We start from the raw sequence: 20,945 nt of genomic DNA, 5'->3' as shown, positions 1-20,945 counted from the left end.
AAGGGCGCATTTGTGAGGCGTTTTCTCAACTCTGACGCCGAAGTCCATCGTGGAAATCGGCCATGGCTCGATCCCTTCCAATTGATGCGAACAGCTCACCTTCAGCCAAGCGCGACACTGCCGCAAACGTCCGTTGCGTCTTTTGGCTCACCGGCCGTAGTGAATGAAGCTTGTGACTGCAGTTGGCAACAGACGACAGCACGGCCCCTGCCCCATCCCAGCGGTCTTCGCGACCATGCCCAGGATTGAGCAGTTGCCCCCCTCACCGGCCTTGCCCGTGGACGGTAGTGCCTGAGCCAGCGACGACTGGTTTACGTCCTTGGCAGCCAGCAGGAGCCCCCTCAACTCGTGGCCAAGCCTAAGAACCACTAAGCGAGCCGTCGGCCTTACGCGGGATGGCGCCGGATGCCTCGCGCCAGGATTGGCTTGTCGTTCTCCCCTCTTCGCTGGGAGGCGCGCAGCAGTCCTGCTAGATCGACTTGGGAGCTGCCATGCTGCGCCCGCTCATCAATAACCTCGCATTGGCAACCGCGTCGAACACCGGCAGGTTCGTCTGCTCGCGAACCTGCTGAGCCGCTATGGGAAATCCCGCGCATTCGAAGAGGATGGCCTCGATGTCATCGTATCGTTTGCGCATCACCGCGATAGCGGACAGCACATCATTTGTCAGCTGTTCAACCGTGCAATTGTTTTCAGGTTCTGACATAACCCTCCATGTCTCTGAGTTTTCAATGCCGGCGACGGCTACGCGCTCATTCGACCTGACGCCGGCGAGCTTAAGCAGATCGGCGATCAATGGCCTCGAATCGAACGTCAAGATGCCGATACGCCCTTTGATGGTCGCAATGAGATAAGGCAGGAGCAATAGGGAAGACATCGACACTGGCACCGGCAGAGCCTCGGTCATTGCACTCTGGAATTTGAGCGTAAATCCACAGTTGCTTGTAATCGCGACTGCGCCCTCACGCACCAAATCCTTTGCCGTGCTTATGTACGCGGCCACCAATTTGCTATCTTCATGGCCAAAGACGACATTCTTGCTCCAAGCGCCAAGAACAGGTCGGGGAAATGGTTGGAAATGGGAAAGTGGCTGGATGGCTGAGCGACCCGTACATGGTCTGCGGAGTATTCTGTAGCTGCAATATTCCGAGTGCACCGCCGCTCTGGGTCATATCCGATCTTCCTCCCGTGAAAACTATGAGCTCATTGCCGTTTGGCAGAATATATCTCGGTATCGCCACCGATCGGTGGCTCCCATGAGATCTCGCCACATTGGGAGATCAAGAATGGCGGTCTTAGAACTACACGGTCCCACGAACTAAAATTAAACTGATGTCGGTCTCATACGGCAGGATTCCTGCGTCTTGCCGGCAAGAAATGACGTTTTCCCGCTGGTGGCGTCGGGCCGGCGGTTTAAACGACCAGAGATGACACGAGATGTTGGGTCGCAATTATGTTCGATGACGCGATGAGCGAGAGCCCAACCGGACCAGGCACGCAAAAGATCAAAATGGAGATCGGCGCGTGTTCCCCGTTGCAAGAGAAGCAACGTGTTTACCGCCGTCTTCCGAAACCGAAATCGTCCGCAAAGCCGACACAGCTGAATGATGGCCGCACCCGGCGTGCCGTTGAGGAATGCGAATACCTGTGAAAGAGCCATACAGATCGGTTTTGGAAGTCTATGCCCTACAGTTCATACGGTCGCTGTCGTCTGCGCTCTGATCCGGCAGACGTCGGTAGTCGATCGGAGGTCAATCGGATTAAGAGCGCCTTAGAACCTCCTTCCTTTTGGCTGGCCGGGCGCACGCGTACATCCGTCGCATGTGCACCGGATTGATCGAGCTGACGCATAACGCGGCGATTGATGGCCGCGCGCAACACGATGCTGAGCCGCGGTATTCGATTGGTGCGGCGACCTGCTGGCGGCAATGTGTAGCATGACGTCAAGAACAAGACAGCACCGCGCGCAATAATCTCTTGCTGTCCGGCCTTCCGCCGGATCGAAACACAATAGCGGATCTAACGGGGGCGCCCAGTCGCTCAGCGCGCAACTCGCAAGTTGAGACGCAAGTAGCCGATGACTGGGCCTCCGAAAGACCCGCATAGACTAGATAAGGTCGAAAAGCTTTCGTGGCACATTCGTCAATACTTCGACGCCGGACTCAGTTACCCGCACGCACTCGCTGATCACGTAGCCAAAGTCCTCCGCGATAGCCCAGTTGCCAAGGTGCACATGAAAGGTCATGTTCGGTTTCAGAATAGTCTGGTCGCCAACCTTGATGCTGGCGGTCTGCTCCTGCCAATCGATCCCGATAGGATAGCCAAAACGGGACTCTTTCTTGACCCCGAACTTCTCGACCGCTCGATTGGCTGCCTCGGCGACCTCACCACAGGTGCGTCCCGCGCAGATTGTAGCCAGCGCAGCTTCCAGCCCCGCGGCCTGAGCCTCATGTACGCGGCGTAACCGGTCGGAAGGTTGGCCGATGGAGAACGTCCGGCTGATCGGGGCAGTATAGCCATGACGGACACCGGCGATTTCCAGATTGATCTGCGAGCCCGGGCGGAAGACATCATCGCTCCACGTGATGTGGCTCGTTCCCGTTCGTGGCGAGGAGCACAAATAGGGAGTTGCAATCCAGGTCCCGGGCTTGCCATTGGCACCGCGCGCCAACGTCGACACAATTTCTGCGATCGCATCAGCCTCCCGCACTCCCGCACGAAAGATCTCCGCCGCGCGCGCGACAGCGGCGTCGGTAATGGCGGCCGCCTCTTTCAGGACCGATATCTCAAGTTCCGATTTAACCATTCGGATCCAGTTCACGGCACTGGTGCAATCCACGAGTGTCGCGTCGAGCAGGCGCGTGTTGAATTTCTCTACCGCAGGTGCCGACAGTACACCCCTCTCGAGCCCCACAGCGCGGTTTGCGAGGCCCGATTCGTGCAAGAAATCGATGATCGCGTCGTAGCCGTCCTTGTTCGGGTTGCCGACAAGCGACTCTGGATAGCCGATGACCTTGCCGTGCTCCAGGAACGTCTGATGAAGTGCGGCCGGCGCGTCCATTTCTCGCATCAAGAACGTCGGCTCCTCCTGGTCCATCGAAACAACGAGGGCCTGCGGGACATAACCCGACCGAGCCGTATAGCCCGTGAGATAGTTTTGATTTGAGCTGTTGCTGACAACGAGCGCCTCGACTTTTCGCCGCGCCATCTCTGATTTCACCACGGCAAGCCGGCGCATGTACTCTGTGCGAGGGAAGGCCTGCGGTGCTTTGCTGATCGTCATTGTCTTAGCTCCATTGAGATGCGTCGAGATTGGCGAGGGCGGCAGAAGAGGACATCGAAAGCTCTATTGCAGAGCCTGCTTCGCTAAACGCAAAACACCTGACACTTGTCGAGTTCGGGGCAGCTCGGCGGGCGACGATATCGTCTCGGTAATATTATTATCGCCCCCGAATGCCCGATTTCGTCAATGTAGAGGGGCTGATGGACGAAACCCTGCGCCTGCTTGGCAGAACGGGAGCCATTCGTGCGGACATCGAGTCGAACGGGCATGAGAGGCCGTCGCGGCTTCAGAAATAAGCGCGCTCGCACGATGTATCGCAGCCAAACCGGCCATTGCGAGCGACGAACATTAAGCTCTTTGGTGGCAGTTAAATCGAACGACGGCATGCAATAGCGTTCTCCCAAAGTGACAAAGCAAATGTATGTGGCCGCCCAGTGCAAACGTCTGGTGATTGTGGGCGTTTTCCATTGCGGATCACGGCAGCCATGCCGGGCTCTACCTGGCAAGCCACGGAGATAGGTCGCCGACAGAGGTCGGAGCCCATCAGACTTGGCGTGACACCGCTCTATTCCGGCCGCAGATCACAGAGGCCGGTGTATTGCTGGAAAAATGACGTAAACCTTCCTAACCGGCTCAGTAATATTCCACTCGCCATTCGTGTTCGGATGAAAATATATCGAGTCGCCGGCTTCGAGAGAGATTGTCGGGCCGTCGTCGGGTGTAAACGTGCAACGCCCTGATATGAAAGTGGAGAATTCCGCTTCGGCGACCTGACGGCGCCATCTTCCAGGTGAACACTCCCAAACGCCGGCGCTGGTCGCGTCCGTCGAGGACTTGAAGGCGACCTTGCTGCGCATGATGGAGATCGGCTCACCGATCGGGCGAGAAACCGGGCTGATACTGTCGAGTTCGTCTGTAGTCAGGTGGACAGAAGCCTTGAGGACAAGCGGAGTCATGATCTGTTCCTGTTATTTTGTGCAATATCAGTTTCGCCTCGAAGGCACGTAGCCGACGGGAGCAAGGTTTGCGATCGCAAGCGTAAGGGGGTCGGGTCTCCTGGCCCGATCTTCCAAACCTTCCTTACGACGCAAGGCTTCGCGCACAACGATTGAGCCGGCATAACGAAAAGGCTCAATCGGGAATCTCTCGACATTCTCGCGCACCAGTCCGCAGTTGGACCACTGGTTCGCTTCGTCAAGAGCAAGTGACGCCAGTATCTTTCCTCCAAGAACGGTTGGCGCGACACCCTGACCGGAAAAGCCGATGCCGAACACTATGCCCGGGTGATTGTCTAAGCGGCCGAAGAACGGGAGACCATTTACAGATCTGTCGATTGGACCGGTCCATGATGATTCGATCTCCATGTCACCGAGCGCCGGGTAAAGCTTGCGGAAGCTCTCTTCAACTTCGGCGGCTCTGGGTGAGGCCCCGTCGTAGTGATCATCGACCCGCCCGGCGAATGCGAAATGCCCAAGCGATTTGCCGAAGACGATACGGCCATCCGGTGTATTCCGGTAGTAATTCAGGAACATCCGGGAATCACAGATCGCGACGCCTTTTTGAAAGCCGATCTCGTTTAGCTTTTCTGGTCTGGCCGTCGTTGCGATCATGTCGCTAGACACGATGGCGACCTTGCGTCGCAGATAGGTGAACTGGGCTCCCCAGGCGTTCATGGCCAGAACGACGGCCTTGCTCGTGACCGAACCTTTAGGCGTTATCACCTTTGGCGTTCTGGTCCGCTCTAGACGGATCATAGGCGAGTGCTCGTAGATCGCCACACCCAGCTTTTGGGCGTGATCTCGCAAACCGAGCGCAAGAATGGCCGGCTGAACCGTGGCAGCGTTCGGTTCGAACACCCCAGCCAGGTTGCGGTCAGTCCCCCCCAAGCGGGCAACATCTGCACCGTCGAGAGCCTGAAAGGGCCGAACATTGTGCTTATCCAACTCGTCGATGAGGATATTCCAGCAGCCGATTTGCGGCGGCGAAGTCGCGGTCCATAGCCACCCATCCGCTCGAAACTCCGCGTCGATGCCATTCTCCCGGCAAAAGGCGCCGATTTCCAGCACCGCCTCCGCCGACGCTTTGGCTATCCTGGCCGCTTCTTCAGTACCGCATAGCTTGTGCAACGAGAGATATTTGGCCCAGTAGCTCGTGACGAATCCGCCGTTGCGGCCGCTTGCGCCCGACCCGCACACATTTCTCTCAACGATGGCGACGTTGAGCGAGGGCGAGCTTTCCTTGATCTGGATTGCTGTCCATAAGCCCAAATAACCACCGCCCACGATCGTCACATCGGCCGTGACGTGCATCGACAATGATTGCACCCGGGGCTTTCCGAGACGATCGAACGCTTGTTTCAGCCAGAAATTATCCATTCCACGCCTGCAGCTTTCATCTTTGCGCCAATACTACTGCAAGCTCTCGGCCGGTTTTCTCCGATCCTGCGACATTCAATGCCGAAATCCAGCACCTCTTTCTAGAACGACAAAGATTTCGATCACAAGGCGGGCGAACGACAGCGAGACTCGCAATTTGGTTAGTGAACGATCGTACAACCAAAATGTCGCGGCCTGTTTATGTTGGCTGTGTTGGGGCGGCTGTTTCTGAGCGCTTCGGGCGCGATATGCAGAGCCTTAGCAACCCGGCAGCTATGTGTTTGCGCACGTGCCGAAAGCGATGCCGTAGGTGACGATGGCGGTCGCTATTGGAGCGGATCGCTTGGAGCCGCAAAACCGTGCACGAGGCGCGTTGGCTTAGTAGACAGCAATATAGATAGCAGCAAGGCGAACGGCAGCCAGGAAGCTCGGCCATGCCCCTTCGAGGGTGGGCTTGCCCAAGCTTATTAGAAGCGCGCTCGTGTCGCGCGTGTCCGGCCAAAATCGGCTTCGGCGTTCGCTTTCTGCCGACCTCACGCATAATTGCAGTCTACGAGACGCCCACGTTAGCGAAAACCTGCTTAGGGAATGCGATAATAGTTGCAGGAAAGACGAAGCCCTTCATTTCTGCTGGAAAATCACGCAATGACATCGCAGATCCCGCGCTCGCTCGAGTCCTGCTTCTCGAACGAGGGCTGCCGCCCGGGGCCCCGCCCCACCGGCGGTGTCTGGCTCAATGCGGGATTCGGCCATGCTTAACTTTCCCATCATCTCGGAAATCGTCCCAGGAGCTTGGGTGGAGAACGTCGTCCGCGGCGATCCAACGCTGGAGCCGGCCTACGTCGCAGCCGCTCGCCGCTTGGTCGAGCGTGGAGCCGTTGCAATCAGCTCGGATTGTGGCTTCTCTATCCGGCATCAGGAGGCGGTGGCCGCCTCGGTAAATGTGCCCGTCGCGATGTCCAGCCTGCTCCTGTTGCCGACCTTGCTTCGTCAGCTGCCGAAATCTGCCAAGATTGCCGTCGCGACCTACGACTCCACCCATTGCAGTGAGGATCTGCTCGGAGTGAACGACGAGACTGAGCGAGCCCGAATTGTGATCGGCGGCATTGAAGGCGGCAAGTACTGGCATGACGGCCTCAAGCGCCCATTGCCACCGGCCGACGTGGCTGCTGTTGAGGCGGATGTCACCGCCTGCGTTGCGCGCCTGCGCGCGGCCCATCAAGGGATCGCGGCTATACTGTTCGAATGCACAGCCTTCCCGCTGGTCGCGCCGGCAATCCGACGCACGACCAACTTGCCCGTCTACGATATCACGACCCTCTGCCGGTTGACGGTAGCGTCTGTCGCCTGAGGGCACGATCATATTTGCGGAAAGGCTTCAGGCAGATCTAGGCATCAGGTGTCGGGCCGAATTGCAACCTCGCCCTTCGTCTTCAAGGGCCGAATCATCGCCGACGTTTCCTCGCGTTCGTAACGGGGCAGATCGTTGCTGTGGCGTCCCGCATCATGGGCGCCCATCACCTTGAGCCCACCTCAGCAAAGTCCCGGTACGGCCGCTGGGTCAATATGTCGTTTCATAACCTATATGGACGTATTGACTATGCAGCGACGTTACTCCGATCTTATTGAATTGGCGTAACACCGTCAGTCCATTGAGCACCCTGCCGATTTAACTTCTCACAATTTTGTTGATCCGTTCGATCCGAGCGCTGCGCGTTTCGTCGAGCTTTTCCCAATCAATCGTCTTTTTCAGCTTGTTGCGCTCGGCTGAGTTGAACAGAAGATCATTGCTAAGATCTTCCGGCAACTTGACGTCGGTGGTTACTCCATACCGAAGCGCGTCAGGTAGTCCGAGCATGCCTTGGTCCGAGAGCAACTGCTCGGCGAACGCATGTGCCGCTTCCGGATACTTCATCCCCTTGATGATATTGAAGTAGCTTGTCGTCGCGTAAACGCCCTTGGGCGGGACCACGGTCACGATTGGAACGCCCTTGGTGCGCAACTCGTGGGCGCGGCCATCCCAAAAGATCCCCGCATACGCCTCTTCGCCTTGGAACATCTGCACCTCGGCTACGTTCGACTGCGCGAGCGCGACGATGTTGGGCTTCGCAGCCGCAAGTATCTTGAATGCAGGCTCCAAGTCCGAGATCGAGCCACCATTTTCTTCCGCTATGCCCAGTATATAAAGACTGCTGGCGATTGTGTCTGCCGTTGGAATGACGGCACGACCGGCCAGATCGGGCCGGGCGATGTCTGAGTACGACGTGAGTGGCTGCTTGATGTATTTTGAGTTGTAGACCGGAACGACAGAGGCGACGCTATACGGCACACCATATTCGCCAAATTCGCGGAATCCAGGAAGGATCCGCTTGATGTTTGCGACCTCCGTCACCTTGATTTCTTCGATGATGTTGGCCTTAAGTAGCTCGATCATATAGGAGCTGTCGGCCTGAAACAGATCGTACGGTGGATTGTTCTTGTTCGCGATCAGTTTGACGAGATCCGACGCCGTCATCCCGGCGTTGAATTGAACCTTTAGGCCGTACTTCTCCTCCAACGGTGCGACTACGCTCTTCTTGAGGGCGTCATCGTAAAGACCGCCGTATCCGTTCACACGCAGCGTAATACCAGCGAACTTCCTGGATTGAGCGTGCACGTAGGGTGAGGCCAGAGCACTGGCCGCTGCCGCTGTCGCGACTTTCAAGAAAGTCCGCCTCTTCATTCCGGTCTCCTTTCGTTTATCCCCTCAGCGAACAATGACGATTTCGTGCCTCTCGCTCCCGACGAAATCACGCCACGCGTTAGAACTCAGTCGATCGCAGAAAGCGTACGATGGCAGCAGCTATTTCTCGCCGCCATCCCTGGCTCAGTGCTTCGCAAACAGCTTTCGTTCAAAGTTCGTCAGGGTCTCGCAGCCGTTCTTTGTCACTAGAACAGTTTCGCTGAGCCCATAGTTTGGATCGCCTTTGTTTGTACCGTCTCCGGTCCACATTCCGCATAGGAGGTGGAAGCACATGCCTTCCCGGAGTTCATCTTCCTTTCCTGGCTCTAAACTAGCCGTATATTCGCGCCAAGTCGGCGTATAATTCAGACCAAGAGTGTACCCAATTCGGGAGTGCTTCTTAAAGCCACTCGGTGACAAAACGGCTTGCCATGCAGCCCAAACATCGTGACACGTCACTCCGGGCTTCATCGCCGCCATCGCAGCCGCATGTCCTTCCTGCACGGTGTTGGCCAGGCGGACCAGACGGTCGCTCGGTTTGCCGAGGCTAATGGTACGGGCGAGCGTGGCATTGTACCTGAGGTAGCACCCTGACAATTCCAAGACTGTAATGCTGCCGTCTGGAATGACGTCCGTTGTCCATGGAGCATGGCTTATACCCGCATGCGTTCCGGTCTGAATGAACGGAATCATACACGGGTAACTAGCGCCGAAGTCAGCGTCACCTTCGATCTGCGCTTGGACAATCCGCGCGGCATAATCGTTTTCGCGAATTCCTGGCCGAAGCGAATCGATCGCAACCCGCATGACTTTGTCGACAACCTTGCCAGCCCTGCGCATGAACTCGATCTCGCTGGGAGTCTTGATCGTTCTCAGCCAATTGATCAGAACACCGACGTCTACCAATTCGGCCTCGGGAATACCCTTCTGAAGAGTGAAGAATCCGCGCAGACTGAAAAAGAACGTATCGCCCTCGTACCCGATCCGCCCGGTGTTCCAGCCGCGACGATTGATCTCGCCCGCGACCGCTTCCATCGCGTGTTTCGGACTATTGTCCGCATAGGACTCGGCATAGCCGACAATATTGTCAGCTGAGAGCCAACTTGTGTTGTGCGCAGCTGCAACATCGAGACTGCGGCCGATCCAGACGGGCTCCAGCTCACTGCTCGGCACGAGCAGAGCTTGGGTATTTTGATAACTCCAAGCGTCGTATCCAGAGAGGTAGTTGAGGTTCGCTGGATTCACCACCACCAGCAGAGAGAGACCCTTGTCATTCATTTGCCGACGCAAGCGTGTCAGCCGCTGTTCATACTCCACCTTGGGAAACGCGGATGCCATTCTTTCAATTCCTTTCTGCTTGTTCGCACCGGGTCATTCTCTCGATGCGAAAAGAATGCACTAGCCGAGCTGAGACGCTCTCTATGAATCGGATCAGCGGGACGATTCCTGGCGTGCATGGGCGCTCGAGCATCACGATCACGAACCCGCCCGCTGATCGCGGCTCCCGAACAGGTCGGCAGTGAGGTACCTCGTCGCGCGCCTCGATCGCCATCACAGCCGTCGCATGCAGGTCCCGAAGCGAGATGGAGGCAGAGCCAGGCTCAACGGCGCCATAGCCACCGCGATGGTCATGAGCCCATGAGTTACAAGAAAGAAGCGACCTCGCACGACAGATGCCGACCGCACCCTGTCCGCGCAACGATGCGAGCTGGACAGTAAGTATTTTGCAGCGCCGACCGACCATGGATTATGCTCTCAATCAGGAGATCGAATGCGTATCGACGTAACATCGCGCCCTGCCCAGGCTTTGGCAGCATGCTGCAGGAAGCCTCCCGCTCGAGACGGAGGATTCCAGCTGAGAGCAAGGGTGTTGCGGCATCATATCTGGAACCATAGCTGAGATTGATGCCGCTTTCTCCGCTTTTGACGACCCTAGCGCCTAAAATAGGCGCCAGATGGAAACACTCTGGAGATTTATGCCAAGATGAAGGTAGTCATTGACGTTCGAGAAATGAGGCGGATGCCGGCGGGTCATTCAGGGCACCTCGACCTCGAAGCTCAAGGACAGAAGCCAGATCTAAGGCGCTGACCGCTTTGGCTCTCATGGATGTCGCTTATCTCATTTCTGGCTCGCGTCGATCGGCGCGCGCCCGCGCTGGGACATCCATGATCGCCCGATGAGCTCCCTGGAGCCGTGCGCACCGAGCTCGGCGACCGCGGCTCTTTGAACAAACGTCGCCGCGCACTTATATCGACTACTCCGGGCCGGAGCCGTCGCTCGCAACACGGGGGCCACGGGGCCGACGCAAAGGCAATCGAGTATGACCAGCCAACAACTGCTATACGTTTCCGCGCGCGCATCCACGCGCGGAAGAACATCCTTGACAGCTCCAAAACGCAGCGTCCCTGCGAACATGTCATCCGGATAGGTGTATTTGCTACATCATCAAAGCTATGATTGTTGGCTAGTTTTGATTTGGTTGACTCAGATCGGAAGCGCCGCCCATGAATGTGAATACTATCCAGAGCGAGCGTCCTGAATTATCCAGAGTCTTTGAGCATATCGATGCGAACCGAGATCAGTTCGTCAACCGCTTGCTTGACTATCTGAGACACCCTAGCATTAGCGCGCAGAAGATCGGCATGGGTGAGGTCGCCGAACTCCTTGTGAGCATGCTGAACCGGTTGGGGCTCCAATCACAGATGATCCTAACGTCAGGCTACCCGGTGGTGATGGGACGTTGGGAACGCGCACCTGGAGCGCCGACGATCCTGCTGTATGGTCATTATGACGTCCAGCCGCCGGACCCGTTGGACGCCTGGATTAGTCCACCATTCGAACCAACGGTCCGCGATGGGCGCGTGTACGCGCGCGCGCGCCGGTGACAACAAGGGCCAACATTTCGCTCAGCTCCTAGCCCTGGAGTCCCATCTGGCGGTCCATGGCCGCTTACCATGCAACGTCCTGATTGTGCTGGAAGGAGAAGAGGAGACCGGAAGTCCCCACATCGCGCACTTCGTGCGCACGCACCGCGACCTACTTAGGACTGACTTAGTCGTAACAGCCGACGGCCCGCTGCACGAGTCGGGTCGGCCGATCATTACATACGGGGTCCGTGGCATAGCCGCATTCGAACTACGCGCTCGCGCTGCGAACTGCGATGTTCATTCAGGCAATTTTGGTGGGATCGTCCCAAACCCTATCTGGACGCTGGTGCAGTTGCTGGCGACAATGAAGAATGCAGATGGGGAGATTACGATCAAGGGGTTTCATGACGATGTCATGGCACCAACAGAGATTGAGCGCGCCGCTGCAGCGCAGTTGCCTCAAGATACTGAAGAGATCAAGCGGGACCTCGCACTTGCGGGGCTCGACTATCCAGCAGACAGGCCGCTTGCAGACAGACTCATGTTCTATCCAACCATGACGATCAACGGACTCCACGGAGGCTATGGCGGACCTGGATCGAAGACGATTGTACCACACGAGGCGTTCGTTAAATGCGATGCCCGTCTGGTCGAGCGACAAGATCCAGATGACATCCTACGCAAGATAAAGGCTCATGTAAGAAGACATGCTCCGGACGTCGAGTTCGTCCGCGTCGAGTCGACGCCGCCATCGAGAACGCCGCTTGATGCGCCGTTTTCGAATGTTGTTCAGTCAGCCGTGCGAATTGCGCATGGCATAGAGCCCCTCATCTATCCCTCTCTCGGAGCGACCCTGCCGGACTACGTATTCACGAAGATCCTGGGTGTACCATCATTCGTCGTGCCCTATGCCAATGCCGATGAAGCCAATCACGCACCGAACGAGAACATCAAAATTGACTGCTTTCTGAAAGGAATACGTACTGGAGCGGCTCTCTTGGATGCGGTGGGCGGAGTTGTCCATTCAAGCTGAAAAGCCCCGTCGCACACGGAACGAGTCTAAACCCGATCACGCCACTACTAAGTTCCAACCGCGGGATCTTCTTGAACTAAAGAGTCGAGCTGGCGTACTCAACGGATGGCATCCCGCCTGTTTTGCAGGAGATGGCGAAGAAGCAATACTGAACGTGTGGCGGGAGCCGCTTCTCTAAGTTATCAATGCTGTCGAGGAAATAACCGAGGAACGGTCAGCGGGCCACGTCGGAAACTTCGCGGTTTGATTGCCTCTCGAGCTCACCGCGATCCGCCGAGACAAATTGGATACGCGATGAGTTGCTCAATTGAACGGCGAGGCGCACGTAAGATGATAACCTGGATCGCCTACTGCAACCGTCGGCGACCACAGCGATAGCTAACCCTTTAGGCTGAGCCGTCCACCTCGCGTTGGACGGCTAGCCCCGATCAGCTCCGCGGATCTCTCCACTGCCCCACCGATACCCCGGCGTGGAACACTCCGAGGGCTTGACTGCCGCCGCTCTGCATTGGCGACCTCGCCACGGAGATCGAGGGCATTGATGCAAATCCGGCCCACGCGTTGCTGCGACAACGCGCGCTACTTTGACTGGATGACACGAATATCGGCGGCAGAGATCACGATGGCGAGAACATCTCCCACCTTCGGTTGCCGTCCGAACGCAAAGCGATCCTCCATTGTCAATTGCTCCCCATTGACTTCCAGCAGGAGTCGCGTCGCGCCGCCATAATAGTGTGACTGCAACACGAGGGCCGTCAGTGCCGTCCCTCTCGCTCCGTCGCTGGAAAGCTTGATTTGCTCGGCCGGATGACTGCCGTGCCCGCGCCGGGACTCCAGTGACCTTTCAAGCGAAGCCTCCGCCTGACGTGAAGACGCCGTCCGCGTCCACAATTCCGTTCAGCAATGAGCACCAGCCGATGAACTTTGCGACGAACGACGTCGACGGCGCTTCATAAATTTCGCCCGGTGTACCCACCTGTTCGATCTGACCGGCATTCATGACGACAATGCGGTCCGACATGGTCAGCGCCTCTTCCTGGTCGTGTGTAACGAACAGGGTCGTGACGTCAACGCCGCGAATGACCTCGCGAAGCTCTTCGCGCATGCGAACTCGAAGCTGAGCGTCCAGATTTGAGAACGGCTCGTCGAGAAGGAGTACGGCCGGCCGCATAGCCAATGCGCGCGCGAGTGCAATACGTTGCTGCTGACCTCCGGAAAGCTGGCTCGGCAGTCGCTGCGCTAGATGTGGCAGCTCGACCAATTTGAGCATTTCGCTGACGCGCTTTTCACGGTCAGCGCGGGCCCATTTCAAGTTTTCCAGACCGAATGCGATATTCTCGGCTACGGTCATATGCGGAAAGAGAGCGTAGCTCTGGAACACCATTCCAGTATCGCGCCGATAGGGCGGCTGACGCGTCATGTCGACGCCGTTGATGCTCACGGTGCCCGAGGTCGGCTCTACAAATCCGGCAACCATCCGTAGTGTCGTTGTCTTGCCGCAGCCTGATGGACCCAGCAGGCAAACCAGTTCGCCACGACGCGCACTCAAGGACGCGTTCGCGACAGCAACCGTATCACCATAGTGCTTGGAAACAGAGCGTAGCTCGACAACAACATCACCGGCTTCCTGCACCGTGGTTTGCTCCTCTTTCGATAAAGCCAGCATCCTCTCCTACTCCTACGTTAGTCGTTCCGCGCCAATTAAGCGCTCGATCGTCAAAATGACGGCCAATGTCACCAAGATCATAATGCTCGATATCGCCGCAACCATCGGATCATAGCTGGTGTCGATATATGTGAAGATCTGTACGGGCAGGGTTACATTGCCGCCGTAGGTGAGAAACGCTGAAACGGTCGCGTTTCCGAACGATGTCACAAAGGCAAAAATCGAAGCGGACAGCAAGCCGGGCAGAATGAGTGGCAACGTAATACGCCGGATGACTTGCAATGGCCTGGCCCGGAGATTCATCGCCGCATGTTCGAGCTGTTGGTCGTGCAGCGCGAGGCTCGCAAGGATCGTACGAACGACGTACGGAATGGCGAGAACAAGATGCCCAAAGAGCAACGGATAGATCGTCTGGGTAAGCCGCAACCACGAGAAGAGCTGCAACAAGCCTATCCCCAGTACGACGGCTGGAACGATCAATGGCGAAAAGGCCAAGCCCTGCAGGAGTGATTTCCCTCGGAAGGAAAAGCGGTTGATCGCGAAAGCCGCGGCGAAGCCAATCGCAAGGGCCATGATGGCAACGAGAACGGCGATGTATGTGCTCGTCCAAAGCGCCGTCATAAACGGCTCATTTTCCCATACCTTTTGATACCAGCGCAGCGAAAACCCTTTCGGCGGGAATTGCATTGTCTCACCGCTGGTGAACGATGACACAACCACCAGAATCGCCGGTAAGGCAAGCATCGTGTAGACGATAACCCGAATGACTGCGCCGGATACGACCATCACATAGTCGATGGGATCAGATCGCATAGCCGCGTCCTTTCATGATCAAACGTGATGCAGCCAACGCGTTGAATGCCGCCGTGAAGCCAAGTCCGCTAACGAAGAGGATAAAGGCCATGGCTGCGCCCGACGGCCAGTTCAGTTCCGCCATAATGCGCTCGTAGATAAGACTTCCAAGCATGCTCACCCGACTTCCGCCAATGAGGCGGGGCGTGACGAATGCTGAAATCGACAACACGAAGACAAGATTGAAGCCAACGAGAATGCCGGGAAGCGCGAGCGGAATGATAACCTTTCGGAACGTAACGAAACGATTGGCGCGGAGATTGGCAGCTGCCTGTTCGAGCACCGGATTTATCTGCGTCACGACGCTCATGACGGACAGAATCATGAGGGGAAGAAACTGCTGCACTAAAACGATGATCACGGCAGCTCGAGAAAACAGGAATATTTTCGGCGAAGAAAGAATACCGATGTTCACGAGCAGTGCATTGAGGAGCCCGTTACGGCCAAGAACGATCAGCCACCCGAATACGACAACCACAAGGCTCAGCGTCAGCGGCATGATAATGATGATTGTTCGCCAGCGCCGCGCCAGAGGTGGCTGGCGGGCAAGCGAATATCCGACCGGAAAGCCAAGTGCCAGGCAGATGAGGCTGACAAAAAGTCCATCCACAAATGTTTCCAATAGCACTGACGAGTAATAGGAGTCCGAAAAGAACCGTACGTAGTGCGTCAAGCTGAAGCCGCCACCATCGAGAAGATGACTAGTCGGCAGAAAACTTGATCGCAACAATCCCAGCACCGGGACCACCAGGAAGCCGATGAGAAGCAAGACCATTGGGGCCAGCAAAAGGGCTGCGGTTGTGATGCGCCTATTAAGGAGAGGTTCCTTCACACGATGGACCTTTCATAGTTGATATGACGCCGGTGGGCGAAGCAGTGGGGGCACGCAAGCCAGAGGCTCGGCGCAACACAAGGGGTCGAACCAATCTCTGAGCTAGCTTCGAACGATTCGGTTTACCCGCTCGATCATGGCGCTCCGGTTCGCCCACAGGGTATCCCAATCGATCTTCTTTTTCAGATCGCTGCGTTCAGGTGAATTGAACAGAAGCTCCTTGCTGAGCTCATCAGGCAATTTGACATCGGTTGTTGGGCTGTACCGAAATGCCTGCGGCGTCGCGAGAATCCCCTGGTCAGAAAGCAACTGCTCAGCATAGGCGTGCGCAGCTTCCGGATACTTCGTGCCCTTGACGATGTTGATGTAATCTGTCGTCGAGTAAATGCCTTTAGGTGGCACAACGGTCACGATGGGAGCGCCCTTTGTGCGCAATTCATGAGCGCGGCCGTCCCAACAAATGCCTGCGTAAACCTCTTCGTTCTGGTACATCTGCACGAGTGCGACCGTTTGTTGCGCGAAGGCAGCGATGTTTGGCTTCGCGGCTTCGAGCACCTTGAACGCGGGCTCCATGTTTGAAACCGAGCCACCGTTTTCCTCGGCGATTGCAAGAAGATGTAAGTTGCTGGCGATTTGTCCCGGCGCCGCAATGACGACGCGGCCTGCAAGATCGGGCCGGGCGATGTCGGAGTAAGAGGTAAGCGGCTGATTGACATATTTTGAGTTGTAGACAGGGACAATGGACGCGATGTCGAAAGGCACCCCGTAGTCACCGAATTCGCGGAAGCCCGGCAGAATCCGCTTGAGGTTTGGAACGTCTGATGGCTTGATTTCGTCAACGACACCGGCCTTGACGAGCTCGACCATGAAAGAGCTATCGGCCATGAACATGTCGTACGGAGGTTTGTCCTTGTTGGCGACCAATTTGACAAGGTCCGTTCCCGTGCTGCCGGCGATGAATTGGACCTTCAGTCCGTACTTCTCATCGAGCGGAGCCACGACGCTCTTTTAAGAGCCTCGTCGTAAAGGCCACCATATCCATTGACGCGCAACGTAATGCCGGCGAATTTTTTCGATTGGGCACGGACATAGGGCGCGACCAGGGCGCCGGCCGCAGCCGTCGTTGCGAACTTTAAGAATGCTCGCCGTTTCATTTCACGATCTCCTCTCTTGCCCCTTAGTGAAGTCGAACGAGCCAGTTAGCGTCAGCGGAAGCACGCGCCATGCGGCGCATGCTGGCTACTTACGCCCTCCTGGCGTTTTGGGCTCCGAGATCCCGAACGCGTCAGCTGACTAGCCGCTCTTTGAGCCGGTAAGATGGTGTGGCGGAGGCAAGGCTGTCCGCAAACCGAAAGTGACCCTCGCCAGGCAGCCCGATTCCTACGAGAAAAACGATTTCGTCGCGTTGCCCAAGCTGACGATCGTTGGAACCACGGCGCAAGGCCGAGGCACGGAGCAGCAGCACCGATTGCGCAACGTGCTCGGACGTGACCGCGTTCTCCTATAGCGATCTCACAAGTTCTACCTCTCTCGCGCGTTGCGTCCGCCAGCCTAGCGAGTCGGAAGTTCCATCCCTCACGTAAATATTACCCCTCCCCCAAAATTGTTTTTCACTAATATACGGCGCGATGCGGCGGAAATTCTGCGCATTATAGCCGCACCCTGTCAGTTTTGTGCGCCAGTTGCAACGAAGCCGAGAGCGCTCTTTTGGCGGTAGTTTGCCGGGAGGATGCAGGCCGACATCGAGTGGAGCAATCGGAGGGGACTGGAGGCCTGTCTAGGCAGAGTTGACCCGCCGAAAATTGCCTACGCGTTCGGGATATGTCACGTTTGACGCATTTCCGCCGGACTTTCCCGCCGTTCGGATGATTTTCTGCATCCGACAGGCATTCTTCGGCGCATTCACTCAGGGTTGAGCCGAATATGCAGTATGATCGAACAGACGCCCGTATCCTTGAGATAGTGCAGAAAAACAACCGTCTAACTTCCGAGGTGATCGGCGAACTCGCCGGTCTTTCTGCTACCGCGTGTCAACGGCGACTGAAGAGGCTCCGTTCGGAAGGAATCATCGAGGCCGATGTCTCCATCCTCTCGCCGAAGGCGGTCGGAAATCAATTCAAATGCTCGTGCTGGTAACTCTAGAGCGGGAGCGTTCAGACATCATCGACAGGTTCAAGAAGGCCATCAAATCGTCAGCTGAAGTCGTCAATGGCTTCTATGTCACCGGCGACGCGGACTTCGTCCTTTATATTACCGCGCGTACGATGGAAGACTACGAACAGTTCACACGACGGTTCTTCTATGAGAATCCGGACATAAAGGCCGTCAAAACGATGGTCATAATGGACCGCGTAAAATCCGGCTTTGCTATTCCAATCGAGATTCCCGCAGAGGAGTAATGCGTTGACGTTGGCCACGCATCTGCGCTTTTTTGCGCTCTCTCATCATGCTCCTCTGGCGCGCGCGAAGAAGCAGCATTGCGAAATCTAATCTAAACTACAGCTGGTACCGGGAGTGAGCTGGAGTCCTGGCCCAGCGCGCGCTCGAACGGGGCCAATCGGCTTATAAAATCGGTGCAGATCAGCCGGTGAAGACGACAGTCTTCTTGCCATTCAGCACAACGCGATCCTCCAGGTGATGGCGTACGGCGCGGGCGAGTACACGTCGTTCAATGTCGCGGCCCCTACGGACGAGATCGTCTGGCGTGTCACGGTGAGAGATACGCTCGGCATCTTGCTCGATGATTGGTCCCTCGTCGAGATCGGAAGTGACGTAATGCGCTGTCGCGCCGATCAGCTTGACGCCTCGCTCGTGAGCCTGGTGATAAGGCTTTGCGCCCTTGAAGCCTGGCAAAAAGGAGTGGTGAATGTTGATGCAGCGTCCCGACAACTTGGCCGAGAAGCCGTCCGATAGAATTTGCATGTAGCGCGCGAGAACAACAAGATCCGTATTGGTCTCCTGAACGAGCTCCCAGATTCGCGCTTCTTGCTCCATCTTCGTCTGTTTGGTGACCGGCAAATGGTGGAACGGAAGCTCGGCCAAATCGCTGGAGGCCAAATGCTCGCGGCCGTGGTTGGAGACGATCGCTGTCACCTCCATCGGCAGTTCGCCGATGCGCCATCGATAAAGCAGATCGGCCAGACAATGGTCCAATTTTGAAACCAGGAGCATCACCCGCTTCTTTGTGGAACTTTTCCGCAAAGTGAACGTCATGGCGAAACGTTTGGCGAGCTCCTCGATCGAGGCGGCAATATCTGTTTCAGGTTTGGCTTGCTCGAGACGGTCGAAGACAACGCGCATGAAAAAGTGGGTGGTCCTGGTATCCTCGAACTGCTGAGCATCGAGAATGTTGCAGCCCGACTCAAACAGAAGGCTCGAGACCGCGGATACGATGCCTGGACGATCAGGGCAGGACAAGGCGAGGATCATGGAACGGTCGAACATAGCAGTCATTGCCCTACGGGGTCCCTCGTAACTGCGTTGTGGCAAGCAAAAAGATGACCATCATTCCTTAGAGCGTGCTCTGAGGAGCTCTGGGGCGATGAGGTCCTCGAGCTTCCGCCATTCGCCTTTCACTCGCGTACGATCTGAATCGTAGAAGGCACGAAGGAGGCGATGGCCGAGTGCCGTTCGCCGGCGATCTCGATTTCAAAAGTTCCTTCGGACAGCCATGCGGCGTTCACACCGCTTTCGGAGTGGAGGTACCCCATGCCTACGCCGCATCCGAGGGTGTGACCGAACCCGGCGGAGCGCAAGTATCCGACGAGTGATCCGTTGCGCCAGACAGGCTCTGTTCCGAACAGGAGCGGCACCGCGAGGGGAGCAGCAAGCTGGACGAGGCGCCGGCGCGGAGTCTGTCCGCGCTGTGTTTCGAGAACCGCCCGCCCAATGAAATCTTCACCCTTGTTCCAGGCGATTGTGAATCCCAATCCAGCTTCGAGCGGCGTGTCCTCATCGCTGACGTCCGCGCCCCAGTCGCGGTAACCGGCTTCAAGGCGCAACGTATTGAGTGCCACGTAACCTGCGTGGCGCAGATCGAGATCGCGTCCCGCAGCGACCAGCGCATCGTAGATACCCAGCGTCTGGTCAGTCGGGATGTGGAGCTCCCATCCGAGTTCTCCGACGAAGGTCATGCGGAACGCAAGGGCCGTACCATGGCCAATCTCGATTTCTCGCGCCGTCGCGAACGGAAACGCGGCTTCAGAAAAATCCGCCGGGCTTACGCGCGTGAGGAGCTCTCGCGAATGTGGCCCCATGACAGAGAGGCAGGTGTATCCGGACGACACGTCCGTGACGAATACGTGGCCGGCGCCTTTGGCATGCATTCGTAGCCAGGCGAGATCCCGGATGCGCTGCACAGCGGCTGTAACAACGAGGAATTCCTCATCTCCCGTTCGCGCGATTGTGACATCGGACTCCATGCCACCCCGCTCATTGAGCCACGGAGTGTACACGATGCGGCCCACTGGCACGTCAACGTCGTTAGTGGAGAGGCGCTGAAGAAAAGAGAGCGCATCACGCCCCTGCACCAGTAGGTGCGCGAAGGAGGTTTGATCGAAAAGCGTGACACCGGACCGCGTCGCGTCGTGTTCAGCCCCACTCGACTTGAACCAGTCGTCGCGACCAAATGTAGCATGGGCATAGGCCGGCCCCTCGGGAGTGCCGAACCATTGCGCCCGCTCCCAGCCGGCGGCCTCGCCGAACTTCGCGCCTGCGGCCGCTAAACGATCGTGCAGCGGCGAGACCCGCACATTACGAGCCGTCTCAGGTGACTTGTGAGGCCAATGCAGCGCGTAAAGGAGTCCAACCGCTTCACCCGTTCGGTCGCGCAGATATCGCCGATTGCGCTGGAATGGCATCGCTCGGCGGACGTCCATTTCCCAATAGTCATTTGCGGGCATGCCGGTAGACATCCACTCGGCCACCACTTTGCCGGCCCCGCCGGACGACTCGATACCGCATGAATTGAATCCCGAGGCCACGTAGAGGCCGGCGATGTCGGGAGCGGGTCCTAACAAGAACCGATTGTCCGGCGTGAAGCTCTCGGGGCCATTGAAACTGAGTTGCAACCCCACATTTTCCAGGGCCGGCATGCGCCGCATGGCATTGGCGAGGTGAGGCTCGATGTGTTCGAAGTCGTCGGGAAGCGAATCGAAACTGAACTCAACTGGGATCCCCGCCATCCCCCAGGGCTTGCCCTTCGGTTCGAAAAAGCCGACCAGCAATTTACCCGCGTCTTCTTTTGCGTAGAAGCACGCATCAAGATCTCGCACAGTGGGAGTATCGGGTGACAAGCCCCCATGGCCTCTGTCAC

At 57.1% G+C, this 20,945-nt stretch carries 17 protein-coding genes and 1 pseudogene; 4 read left to right on the top strand and 14 right to left on the bottom strand.

Features of this window, described 5'->3' with window-relative positions; translation table 11 throughout:
- Positions 1 to 469: 469 nt before the first annotated feature.
- The 4 genes from P6U28_RS00155 to P6U28_RS00140 form a co-directional block, all read right to left on the bottom strand.
- Entirely contained in the window at positions 470 to 1,003 is a 534-nt protein-coding gene (locus P6U28_RS00155) for an aspartate/glutamate racemase family protein (protein WP_407123170.1), read from the bottom strand.
- Positions 1,004 to 2,107: 1,104 nt separating this feature from the next.
- Positions 2,108 to 3,283, bottom strand: coding sequence for a M24 family metallopeptidase (locus P6U28_RS00150; RefSeq protein ID WP_407121290.1), 1,176 nt, complete (start codon positions 3,281 to 3,283; stop codon positions 2,108 to 2,110).
- A gap of 581 nt (positions 3,284 to 3,864) precedes the next feature.
- Positions 3,865 to 4,239 carry a cupin domain-containing protein gene (locus P6U28_RS00145; RefSeq protein ID WP_407121228.1) on the bottom strand — a complete coding sequence of 125 codons (375 nt, stop codon included), beginning with the start codon at positions 4,237 to 4,239 and terminating at the stop codon, positions 3,865 to 3,867.
- A gap of 27 nt (positions 4,240 to 4,266) precedes the next feature.
- On the bottom strand, positions 4,267 to 5,658 hold the full coding sequence (locus P6U28_RS00140; protein WP_407121288.1) for an FAD-dependent oxidoreductase: 1,392 nt from the start codon (positions 5,656 to 5,658) through the stop codon (positions 4,267 to 4,269).
- A 796-nt stretch (positions 5,659 to 6,454) separates the two neighbouring features.
- Between P6U28_RS00140 and P6U28_RS00135 the strand changes: the two genes are divergently transcribed.
- Complete coding sequence (locus P6U28_RS00135) at positions 6,455 to 7,009, top strand: hypothetical protein (RefSeq protein ID WP_407121224.1); 555 nt, start codon at positions 6,455 to 6,457, stop codon at positions 7,007 to 7,009.
- 318 nt (positions 7,010 to 7,327) lie between these two features.
- Here the strand turns inward: P6U28_RS00135 and P6U28_RS00130 are convergent, their stop codons facing one another.
- Together P6U28_RS00130 and P6U28_RS00125 are read right to left on the bottom strand one after the other, a co-directional pair.
- Complete coding sequence (locus tag P6U28_RS00130) at positions 7,328 to 8,380, bottom strand: extracellular solute-binding protein (RefSeq protein ID WP_407121223.1); 1,053 nt, start codon at positions 8,378 to 8,380, stop codon at positions 7,328 to 7,330.
- Positions 8,381 to 8,524: 144 nt separating this feature from the next.
- Positions 8,525 to 9,718 (bottom strand): M24 family metallopeptidase, encoded by a 1,194-nt coding sequence (locus P6U28_RS00125; protein ID WP_407121221.1) that lies wholly within the window; start codon positions 9,716 to 9,718, stop codon positions 8,525 to 8,527.
- Between the two features lie 1,167 nt (positions 9,719 to 10,885).
- Between P6U28_RS00125 and P6U28_RS00120 the strand changes: the two genes are divergently transcribed.
- Together P6U28_RS00120 and P6U28_RS00115 are read left to right on the top strand one after the other, a co-directional pair.
- Entirely contained in the window at positions 10,886 to 11,266 is a 381-nt protein-coding gene (locus tag P6U28_RS00120; RefSeq protein ID WP_407121286.1) for a M20/M25/M40 family metallo-hydrolase, read from the top strand.
- Positions 11,160 to 12,281 carry a M20/M25/M40 family metallo-hydrolase gene (locus P6U28_RS00115; protein WP_407121284.1) on the top strand — a complete coding sequence of 374 codons (1,122 nt, stop codon included), beginning with the start codon at positions 11,160 to 11,162 and terminating at the stop codon, positions 12,279 to 12,281. Before P6U28_RS00120 ends, P6U28_RS00115 begins: the two co-directional genes overlap by 107 nt.
- A gap of 579 nt (positions 12,282 to 12,860) precedes the next feature.
- Here P6U28_RS00115 and P6U28_RS00110 read toward each other — a convergent pair.
- The 6 genes from P6U28_RS00110 to P6U28_RS00085 form a co-directional block, all read right to left on the bottom strand.
- On the bottom strand, positions 12,861 to 13,028 hold the full coding sequence (locus P6U28_RS00110) for a hypothetical protein (RefSeq protein WP_407121282.1): 168 nt from the start codon (positions 13,026 to 13,028) through the stop codon (positions 12,861 to 12,863).
- Positions 13,029 to 13,125: 97 nt separating this feature from the next.
- Positions 13,126 to 13,947 (bottom strand): ABC transporter ATP-binding protein, encoded by an 822-nt coding sequence (locus tag P6U28_RS00105; protein WP_407121280.1) that lies wholly within the window; start codon positions 13,945 to 13,947, stop codon positions 13,126 to 13,128.
- A 12-nt stretch (positions 13,948 to 13,959) separates the two neighbouring features.
- Positions 13,960 to 14,760 carry an ABC transporter permease gene (locus tag P6U28_RS00100; protein WP_407121215.1) on the bottom strand — a complete coding sequence of 267 codons (801 nt, stop codon included), beginning with the start codon at positions 14,758 to 14,760 and terminating at the stop codon, positions 13,960 to 13,962.
- Positions 14,750 to 15,574 (bottom strand): ABC transporter permease, encoded by an 825-nt coding sequence (locus P6U28_RS00095; RefSeq protein ID WP_407121213.1) that lies wholly within the window; start codon positions 15,572 to 15,574, stop codon positions 14,750 to 14,752. The genes P6U28_RS00100 and P6U28_RS00095 overlap by 11 nt, the downstream gene beginning before the upstream one ends.
- Before the next feature lie 159 nt (positions 15,575 to 15,733).
- Positions 15,734 to 16,630 (bottom strand): PotD/PotF family extracellular solute-binding protein, encoded by an 897-nt coding sequence (locus tag P6U28_RS00090; RefSeq protein WP_407121211.1) that lies wholly within the window; start codon positions 16,628 to 16,630, stop codon positions 15,734 to 15,736.
- Positions 16,600 to 16,785 carry a twin-arginine translocation signal domain-containing protein gene (locus P6U28_RS00085; protein WP_407121209.1) on the bottom strand — a complete coding sequence of 62 codons (186 nt, stop codon included), beginning with the start codon at positions 16,783 to 16,785 and terminating at the stop codon, positions 16,600 to 16,602. Before P6U28_RS00085 ends, P6U28_RS00090 begins: the two co-directional genes overlap by 31 nt.
- 769 nt (positions 16,786 to 17,554) lie before the next feature.
- Here P6U28_RS00085 and P6U28_RS00080 point away from each other — a divergent pair.
- A pseudogene (locus tag P6U28_RS00080) lies at positions 17,555 to 18,030 on the top strand (Lrp/AsnC family transcriptional regulator).
- A gap of 181 nt (positions 18,031 to 18,211) precedes the next feature.
- Here P6U28_RS00080 and purU read toward each other — a convergent pair.
- Complete coding sequence (gene purU, locus P6U28_RS00075) at positions 18,212 to 19,075, bottom strand: formyltetrahydrofolate deformylase (RefSeq protein ID WP_407121205.1); 864 nt, start codon at positions 19,073 to 19,075, stop codon at positions 18,212 to 18,214.
- Between the two features lie 128 nt (positions 19,076 to 19,203).
- Positions 19,204 to 20,904, bottom strand: coding sequence for an FAD-dependent oxidoreductase (locus P6U28_RS00070; RefSeq protein WP_407121278.1), 1,701 nt, complete (start codon positions 20,902 to 20,904; stop codon positions 19,204 to 19,206).
- Positions 20,905 to 20,945 lie beyond the last annotated feature (41 nt).

This window comes from Bradyrhizobium sp. STM 3561, assembly GCF_045571455.1.
GTDB lineage: Bacteria > Pseudomonadota > Alphaproteobacteria > Rhizobiales > Xanthobacteraceae > Bradyrhizobium > Bradyrhizobium vignae.
This window is presented reverse-complemented; position numbering and strand designations above follow the sequence as displayed.